Source organism: Schleiferilactobacillus harbinensis DSM 16991, from assembly GCF_000425885.1.
Classification (GTDB): Bacteria; Bacillota; Bacilli; order Lactobacillales; family Lactobacillaceae; genus Schleiferilactobacillus; species Schleiferilactobacillus harbinensis.
In genome coordinates this window covers 1-9,304 of the sequence record NZ_AUEH01000073.1, presented here as the reverse complement: position 1 = coordinate 9,304, position 9,304 = coordinate 1, and the positions used below count along the sequence as shown (strand labels likewise).

Annotated in this window: 7 protein-coding genes and 1 tRNA gene; 4 read left to right on the top strand and 4 right to left on the bottom strand. The window is 54.5% G+C overall.

Features of this window, described 5'->3' with window-relative positions; all coding sequences use genetic code 11:
- A partial coding sequence (locus H627_RS0114770) for an IS66 family transposase (protein ID WP_027829544.1) occupies positions 1-256 on the top strand: 256 nt, incomplete at its 5' end.
- Between the two features lie 62 nt (positions 257-318).
- Here the strand turns inward: H627_RS0114770 and wecB are convergent.
- Complete coding sequence (gene wecB, locus H627_RS0114765; RefSeq protein ID WP_027829543.1) at positions 319-1,461, bottom strand: non-hydrolyzing UDP-N-acetylglucosamine 2-epimerase; 1,143 nt, start codon at positions 1,459-1,461, stop codon at positions 319-321.
- A gap of 147 nt (positions 1,462-1,608) precedes the next feature.
- Positions 1,609-2,247 carry a TetR/AcrR family transcriptional regulator gene (locus H627_RS18645; RefSeq protein WP_063515374.1) on the bottom strand — a complete coding sequence of 213 codons (639 nt, stop codon included), beginning with the start codon at positions 2,245-2,247 and terminating at the stop codon, positions 1,609-1,611.
- A gap of 262 nt (positions 2,248-2,509) precedes the next feature.
- Between H627_RS18645 and H627_RS0114755 the strand changes: the two genes are divergently transcribed.
- A complete protein-coding gene (locus H627_RS0114755) occupies positions 2,510-3,745 on the top strand; it encodes an aminopeptidase (RefSeq protein WP_027829542.1) in 1,236 nt (411 codons plus the stop codon).
- Positions 3,746-3,805: 60 nt separating this feature from the next.
- On the opposite strand, the gene H627_RS0114750 is transcribed toward H627_RS0114755, so the two are convergent.
- Positions 3,806-5,458: an APC family permease gene (locus H627_RS0114750; RefSeq protein WP_027829541.1), complete on the bottom strand. Its 1,653-nt coding sequence runs from the start codon at positions 5,456-5,458 to the stop codon at positions 3,806-3,808.
- A 456-nt stretch (positions 5,459-5,914) separates the two neighbouring features.
- Here H627_RS0114750 and H627_RS0114745 point away from each other — a divergent pair, with 456 nt between their 5' ends.
- Positions 5,915-7,270 (top strand): replication-associated recombination protein A, encoded by a 1,356-nt coding sequence (locus H627_RS0114745; RefSeq protein WP_027829540.1) that lies wholly within the window; start codon positions 5,915-5,917, stop codon positions 7,268-7,270.
- A gap of 70 nt (positions 7,271-7,340) precedes the next feature.
- Positions 7,341-7,413, top strand: a tRNA-Val gene (locus tag H627_RS0114740).
- Positions 7,414-7,497: 84 nt separating this feature from the next.
- Here H627_RS0114740 and H627_RS0114735 read toward each other — a convergent pair.
- On the bottom strand, positions 7,498-9,084 hold the full coding sequence (locus H627_RS0114735) for a hypothetical protein (RefSeq protein ID WP_027829539.1): 1,587 nt from the start codon (positions 9,082-9,084) through the stop codon (positions 7,498-7,500).
- Positions 9,085-9,304: the final 220 nt, after the last annotated feature.

Sequence of the window (9,304 nt, the reverse complement as noted above, 5' to 3'; positions counted from 1 at the left end):
CCGGGCCGAACGCGCCGTCAAAGAACTGGTCATCGGTCGTAAAAATTGGCTGTTTTCGCAGAGCAAACGCGGCGCGACGGCTGCGGGGGTCATTCTTAGTCTGCTCACGACAGCACGGGCTAATCACCTCGATCCGAGTAAATATTTCAACTATCTATTCGACACAGTGCCTAATTTGCCGGCTCCCGGCGACATGGTCGCCTTGCAGGACTATTTGCCGTGGGCGCCGAAGGTGCAGGCGTTCTGTCACGAATAACAGCGGGTAAAGCAATGGTGCAATCTTCATGATAGAGGATTGCACCATTTTTGTCTTCACACCTATTTCAACGACCGCTTACGTTCTTTCCGTTCGCCAAAGGAATACAGAATCGCGTCCAGGATCCGCTCAGTGGCGTGCCCGTCACCATACGGATTCTTGGCGTCGGCCATCCGCTGATATTCGGCCGGGTCATCCAGCAGCTGACGCATGGCCTGTTCCACCTTATCAGTCTGCGTGCCGACCAGCTTCAGCGTACCCGCGGCCACCCCTTCCGGCCGTTCGGTGGTGTCCCGCAAGACCAGGACTGGTTTACCCAAAGACGGGGCCTCTTCCTGGACACCGCCGGAATCGCTCATGATGAAATAGCTGCGGGCGGCGAGATTATGGAAGTCCACCACGTCCAACGGATCGATCAAATGGATCCGGGGATCATCGCCGAGAATGTCATGGGCGGTTTTTTGGACCACCGGGCTCAAATGCACGGGGTACACGATCTCGACGTTATCGTAGCTGTCGATCACCCGGCGCATCACCTTGAAGACCCGGCGCATGGGTTCGCCCTGGTTCTCCCGCCGATGCATCGTCACCAGGATCATCCGCTTCTTAGGATCCACCAGATCCAGCACCGCGTGGTGATAATCGTCATGGACCGTATAATGCAGCGCATCGATGGCGGTATTGCCGGTGATGAAAATGTGCTCCGCGGGATGATTCTCCTTCAATAGATTATCCCGGCTGGTCGTGGTCGGCGCAAAATACAAGTCGGCCAAAACATCCGTCAGCTGGCGGTTCATTTCTTCTGGGAACGGGGAATACTTATTCCACGTCCGCAAACCAGCCTCTACGTGGCCCACTTTGACCTGCTGATAATAGGCTGAAATGGCCGCCGCAAAGGTGGTGGTCGTATCACCGTGGACCAGCAGGATGTCCGGCTTTTCCTTGACGATGATCGCCCCCAGGTTTTCTAACACCCGGGTCGTGATATCCGCCAGCGTCTGGTTCTGGTGCATGATGTGCAGGTCGTAATCCGGGACGATCTTGAAGATGTCCAATACCTGCTGGAGCATCTCCCGGTGCTGACCGGTGACCACGGTGACCGTATCAAAATCTGCGGTGCGTTTCTTCAGCGCCAGCACGACCGGCGCCATTTTGATGGCTTCCGGCCGGGTGCCGAACACCGTCATTACTTTTACTTTTGCCAAATCCACAAACCTCCGATAACGTTACTCTTGATTTCTTCTCCATTATACAGCAGTTGCGGCCGGCGCCAAGGTATAGCAAAACGCCGTACCAGCCAAGTGATACCTAGCTGGTACGGCGCTTTGATCTCCCAAGTGTCCCCAAAAAGATTAGCGAATGTTGATCTGCGGCCGGACCCGCGTGTCGCTGGTCCGGGTCAAAGTCTGATGCACCGGGGTCTTATCGTTGCTGTGGAACCGATCATTGGCGATAAAATCATTGATCTGGGCCGTCAGGATCTGGACCATCTGATCCTGAGAAATATCCAAGTAGCCGGCCGAAACCAAGGCGGATAAACCGGTGGAAATAATCCAGTTACCGGTAATGATGTCTTTTTTACGGCGTTCCGACAGTTGCTGGATCTCCGGATACATCTGCAGCCGCTCCATGCCCAATTCATAGCAGAATCGCCGCATGGCTTCGTGGCCGAAATGATCCTCGATATAAATGGCCCGGTACAGCTGCTTGTCATTCTTGGCCAAATCGATATAAGATAACGCCAAGTCGATCAGCGGATCGCCGGTATAATGCCGGTTAAACACGTCGGACCGCAGGTAATCCTGGATCTTGTCGATCACTGCCCGCTTCAAATCATCCATGCAGCTGAACTCCAGGTACAGCGGTTGGGTCGAACAACCCATTGCCTTGGCAATGTTCCGGGCCGTAAAACTCTTGAATCCCTCACTCACGACAAGGTCGTAGGCACTGGTGAGGATCATCTCGCGAGTTATTGTCTTCTTACGTGCCATGGTGCGCCTCCTTACTCAATACCACGTTATTTTTCACACGTTGCATACACGTCCGAGGTGAACGGAAAAGCCGACTTATAAAATTCGGTCTGTTGTTGCAATTTCCTCCACCGTTATATTATCACATTGTGCACAATTAACAAACGTTTTTTAACTATTCTTTTTCGCGAAAAATTCTGGCCGTTCTGTTAACCAGCCGCCATCCCACGGCTGTGTTATACTGAGTGACACAAATCTGTTATTTTAGAAATGAGGAATTTGTATGTCCCATAGTTTTTCTGAACAGCTTTCCCGCTATGCAGACCTCATTGTCCAGTACGGTGTCCAGATCAAGGCGGGCGACACCGTTTTGCTGGGAATCAGTACCGACCAGACGGTGCTGACGGAGAAAATCGTCGCTGCGGCCTACGCCGCTGGGGCGGCGGAAGTCCTGGTGGAATGGCACGACGACGCCATTACCCGCCAGCGCCTGCTGCACGAAACAACGGAACGGCTGGTCGCTGTCCCCCGCTACCAATCGGCCAAGGTCCGTTATTGGCTGCAGCACAAGGCCAAACGGATCTCGGTCGTTTCCCAGGATCCCAATGCCCTGCACGGGGTGGATTCAGAGAAGGCCGCCAAATACCAGCAGGCCCTGGGTGCGATCAATCGGCCGTGGCGGGATGCGGTGCAAAATAATGATATTTCCTGGACCGTCGTGGCCGCGGCTAGCCCCGCTTGGGCCCAAGTTGTCTTCCCTGATCTCAGCGCCGCTGCCGCGACACAGAAACTCTGGGAAGCGATTTTCACAACGGTCCGCTTGACTGAAGATGATTACCAGAGCGCCTGGGACCGGCACATTGCCGATCTCACAGCCCGCGCCCAGTGGCTGAATCAGCAGCAATTCACCGCGCTGCACTACACCTCACCGCGTACCGACCTGACCATCGGCCTGCCGGCCCACCACGTCTGGGAGGCAGCCACGGCGCAAAACCCCGAGGGCGACAACTTCGTTCCGAACATGCCCACCGAGGAAGTCTTCACCGCCCCCGACCGGACCCGCATTGATGGCCGGGTAACGGCCACCAAACCGCTGGTTTACGGCGGCCAGACCATCAGCGGGATGTGGTTCGAGTTCAAAGCCGGCCGAGTCGTCCAGGCCCATGCCGATCAGGGCGACACCGTGCTCCAGCAGCTGCTGGCAACGGATGCCGGCGCTCGCTCTCTGGGCGAAGTTGCGCTGGTGCCGGACCCCTCGCCCATTTCGCGATCCGGCATTATTTTCTATAGTACGCTGTTTGACGAAAATGCCTCGGACCATCTGGCGCTGGGCGCGGCCTATCCCTTCTCCGTTGCCGGCGGCACCGCCATGACCGACGACCAATTGCGGGCTGCCGGCCTCAACCGCAGTTTAGTCCACGTGGACTTCATGGTCGGCAGTGCCGATATGGATATTGACGGCATCAAGGCCGACGGGACGCGGATTCCCGTATTCCGCAACGGTGATTGGGCCAAATAATCAGGTAATTAAATAACACCGGCCAGCTGATTTTCAGCCGCCGGTGTTATTTAATTCCTGCTATTCAGCAATTATCTGCTTGCGCCCGTTGGCGGTCACTTTCAATCCCCACCAGGCCACAGCGATGTCCACCAGCACGGTGATGACGATCCGCCAAATCCCGAAGCTGGCCGGGACGATTTCTTGATAAATCCCGTAACTGAAGATGGCCACGCCGCCGACCACCAGAATGACGGTGGCCAGATACCACATCGGCCGGCCAAACGCCAAACCGTGCTGCCGCTGGCGCTTGGCGATCCAAGGCATCAGGACGCCTAGAAGGACCATCCCCTGGGTCACCAGGATGTTCAGGATCAGCGACCAGGTATACAGCCGCGTGCCCGGTTTCGCGTCCACCGGTTGGAAGGCCATGATGGCGAAGAACAGCGTGATGGCAAACATCCACAGGCCGACGATGAAGCCGACCTTGTCGTTTTTCAAATACGTATAACTCGGCGTCGGATACCGATCAGAATGCAGTCGGACCATCATGAACGCCCAGAACAGGAAGCAGGTGGAGAATGGTGAGACGATCCCGTTCAGGTTGAGCAGCCAGTTGAAGATGTCGTTGATTTGAGGCAGAAAGCCGGCCACGACCATGATGATGCCGCACAGAATCGTCGTCATCCAGTAGCCGTTGATCGGCAGGCCGGCGTCGTTGACTTTCGTCAGCTGCGTGGGCATATATTTTTTGGCCATATCCCCCAGGAAAACCCGGGTGGACGCGTCCAGAATCACCGCCAGCTGGGCCAGCATGTAAATACATTGGACGCCGGCAAACAGATAGAGCAGGATGTTGCCCAGCCCGAACTGGCGGCCAATCGCTTGGAAGGCATAGTAGGACCCGTTCATCTTCAAGTCATTAGGCAAGTGGTGGGCATTGAAATACACCCCCAGGGAGAACGTCCCCAGCAGGGTCATGAACATGGTCATCACGGCGATCATCTTCAAGGCCTTGGGAAAATCCCGGCTGGGGTGCTTCATGTCCGCCGTATACGGCGCCGCCAGCTCCGACCCGTTCATAGCAAAGATGAAGAGAGCGAAGGTAGCGAGAAATTGCAGATTGAAGTGTTTCGGTAAAAATGCGCCAAAGTTGAACGGCTGGGTCTTGATCGGATTGCCCGCCGTCAACCCGGCAATGGTCATGAACACGAAAAGCACGGTCATGATGAACATCGCCCCGCCGCCGACCACCGACATGATCTCCAGCGACTTGTTCTTAAAGCGGCTTTGGAACCAAATGAAGAGCACGAATACCACTGCCGTGAGCAGGCCGAACCAGGCATTGGTCATGTGGGACTGAATATCCCCGTCCCCATTGACCATCCAGCCAAAGGACACGACCACGGAATTGGCCACATCCACCACGTAGGGCAGGCCGGTGATCCAGTAGAACCAGGCGGCGAAGTAGCCGATCAGGTCCCCATTGGTTTCCCGCACCCAGCTGGTAATCCCGCCAGCGTCGGCGCTGAACGTCGAGCCCAGATGCGCTACAATTAAGGAATAAGGAATCACGTAGAGAAAGGTCATCAGCACCCAGCTGGTGACGGCCACGAGACCTTGATTCTGAAAGTTATAAATAATATCGTCGAAACCAATGACGGTCACAAAATCCATTAACGCGACGACGATCCACGGAATATAGTGGGACCTCGTCTTGGCTGTATCAGGCATTGCAATTACCTCCGGGTATGTGTTGTTCAGTGACGGACGGCAATGGCAGTGCCCGGCGGTTTGTTACGAAACGGCATTTTATGCACGCATGTTTTCCTCCCGGGAATTTATTCTTATTGATTTTAAGGGATTAAGGGTGTTATTTCAAAGTTATTTTCAGAAAAGTGGCGTAGAAACAGTTCTGTGCTTCCGCACCCGTACCAATGCTGCACAATCTCCGGCAGAATTGGGCTGGCGACGCGCAGCAAGTGCGAAGCCGCTAGGCGTAGTTAGCTGTGACGGCGGTTTGAGCCAGCAAAGACCGCTGTCTCAAAAACGCCTAACCACATCGGCGGCAAAGCCGCCGTGTGGTTTCCACAGCTGAGCCCATTCTGCCTCCGATTGCTCCGCATTGGCACTCGACACGCCGAAAAATTCAGGATGCATCTCAATTTTGATTAGAAAGGAGCCACTCCCATGTCATCCTTATTCGATTCCATCAATGAAGCCCGTGAACCGCTGGCGGCGCGGATGCGGCCGCGGACTTTGGCGGATTTTGTTGGTCAGGATCAGCTGGTGGGTAAAAACGGGCCGTTGCGGGACATGATCGACCATGACGATGTGCCTTCCCTGATTTTCTGGGGACCACCGGGAACGGGTAAAACGACATTGGCCGAAATCATTGCCGAACAGACCAAGGCGCACTTCATTCATTTCAGTGCGGTGACCAGCGGCATCAAGGAAATCCGGCAGGTGATGAAAACGGCCGAGGAAGACCGGCAATACGGCGACCGGACGATCGTTTTTGTAGACGAAATCCACCGCTTCAATAAAGCGCAGCAGGACGCTTTTTTGCCCTACGTTGAAAAAGGCAGCATTATTCTCATCGGCGCCACGACCGAGAACCCGTCCTTCGAAATCAATTCCGCCCTGCTCTCCCGAGCGAAAGTCTTTGTCCTCCACCCCCTCACCACAGATGATATCGCGACGATCATCCAGCGCGCCGCCACCAGTCCGGCGGGGCTGGGCAAGCAGCATGTGCATATTAGTAAGGATGCACTGCAGATCATGGCGGAGTTTGCCAACGGCGATGCCCGGGTGGCATTGAACACGCTGGAGATGGCGGTGCTGAACAGTCCCCGGAATAAAGCGGGGGTTACTATAACCAAGGAGACACTCGTCCCGTTATTGGGCAAGAAATCTCTGCTTTACGATAAAACAGGCGAAGAACACTACAACATCATTTCTGCTCTGCATAAGTCCATGCGCAACAGCGACCCCGACGCCGCGATTTACTGGCTGGCGCGGATGCTGGAAGGCGGTGAGGACCCATTATACGTTGCCCGCCGGCTGGTGCGGTTTGCCAGTGAAGACGTGGGCCTGGCCGATTCCCGGGCGCTGGAGATTGCCGTCGCGGCCTACCAGGCGGCCCACTTCATCGGCATGCCGGAGTGTACGGTGAACTTGACGCAATGCGTGATCTATTTGAGTCTGGCACCGAAGTCCAACGCGGCTTACACGGCCTATGATGCCGCGAAGAAAGACGCCCTGGCCACCACCGCTGAGCCGGTACCGCTGCAGATCCGCAATGCACCGACCAAGCTGATGGCGGACTTGCATTATGGGGAGAACTACCAGTATGCGCATAACACTAAGGATAAGCTGACCACCATGCAGACGATGCCGGATAATCTGGTGGGTCACGAGTACTACCACCCGACGGATCAGGGGTCGGAGGCCAAGTTTGCGGCGCGGCTGGCGCAGATCAAAGCGTGGCATGCAGCGCATGATCCGAAAAGTGGCCCTGAAGATGGGAAAAAGCCGGCGGAGTAAGGTGAAATTTTGTCCCACTGGGTTGCAATTTCACTGATGAGTTGTATAGTAGTTATTGTTATTGGTTTTTGGAGGCTTAGCTCAGCTGGGAGAGCATTTGCACCACATGCAAGGGGTCGCAGGTTCGAGCCCTGTAGCCTCCATAATGTCCCACAAAACGATATAAAAACACCGTTGATTTTCCCACTGATCAACGGTGTTTTTATATACAACTGGGGTGTCACTGGTTAGTTCAACGTCGAATCCGGTGTCGTCAGCGTATACGTAATCGTCGCCTTATATTGCGTATCCTGCACCACGCCGGTGCCAGTCGGCACTTGCAGCTTGGCCTCTGGATAATAGCGGATCAAATCCGCCGCCTGGGCATCGGGTTCGGTCAACCGATCCAGTGTATAGCATACCGTCGGCGTGTCATTCGCCGTTACATACGCCGCCTGGTGGTTATAGTAGTTCCAAAAGTCATTGGGTGCCGGGTTGCCGGCCGGGAAAACGGTGCGGTCGGTGGGGTTGTGATAGCCATCCGGCTTGCCCTCGACCGGACCGGTCTTGGTAACTGATGGACCGCCCCAATGAATCCTAAAGTCATCCCGGTCCTGGGCCCCAATGGCCACGAACGGCGACATGGCCGCAGTGAGCGTCCAGGAATGCGGCGTTTTGCCAATGCTCTGGTCGTTATCCCGCACTTGAAAGTACGATTCCTCCAGACTTTCTGCCGGTAACGCATAGATCGCCCCATTGCTTCCCGGGGCCGGCTGTTTCTTGAAGTCCAGACTCGGTACGTGGTGCAAGTTCACTGCCTTGAGGTCGTCAAAAGTGAGGCCGTTGGAAATCGCCAAGGCCTGGGTATCACTCATCAGCATATCCTGGAACGGCTCATCCCGAGGAATGTCAGCCGCCTTGGTTACCTCATATTCATAAGTATAACTAAACGGCTTATCCACTGCCCGATTAAAGGTGAGCTGGTAAGTGTCAAAGTAGTCTGTAATCGCCGACAACTGATTGGGCTGCATGGTTGCTGGGACTGCCTTCACCGTCATCCCAGTCGGCGCCGCAACCCGTACATTGGTCAATTTAGTTCCCTTTACCTTAGGAATGTACAACATCAAATTTTGGGGATATTTGCCCACCCCTTTACCGTTGGGGTCCACCGTCGCTGCAATTGAAAATTTGGTCTCTTTGCCATCCATGAAATGAATCGTTGGATCGCCGGTCTCGACGAAGGACTTCTTCATCGTGTACCACATTTCATCCGGGGTATCATTATTCAGGAGGACAAAATAATAATCTTCTGCTGTGCCGGCAACCGTAGTCGGGATGGTAATATCGGCGGAAGTCTCAATTGCTTGCGTTCTCTGCACCTTGACCTTTCCTCGGAAAAATGTACTTTTTGGTGCCTTTTGCGGCGGCATCTGATAATACATTTTGGCTTTTTTATCCTTGTCGACTGAGAATTGTCCTGGCTTGTTGGGATCCCCCTGGGGATTGTCATCTGCCCAATTGGCCGCAATGCTGTGCGTTGTGCCCGGGGCATTGAATGACGATGACACCACATCCTGCTTGGCCAGTGTTGATGAAATTTGGCCAGTTAATTGATTCTCGGTGTAATCACCAAGTGGATCCCGCCACGTTCCGACATTCGTGTCCCGTTTCCGCGGTGCCTTAACTTCACTGCGGTTCAGCCAGATATAACGCGGGGTGGACAGGTCAATTGTTGGCGTGAGCGGCTGACGTAACTGGACTGTTGCATCAGCCAATGGCAAACCGTTCAAAGTACCTTCGTAGTGCCATACTTCTCCATCTAATGGTCGCGTCATTACGTCCTTTCCTTGACTATTCGTTTGCACATTAACACCCTTGGGGTTAGTCACCTTCACTGCTAAACCGCTATGCTGATCGACATATATTTGTTTTGGCCCCGCCTCATCGCTAACCGGTACTGGGTCCGAACTCGGATTGTCATAGTCATAGTAACTGAAACTTGAAAGCTGGAAATCACGTTAAACATGCGTGGTTCCTGGCTTTTTTGGCAAAAAA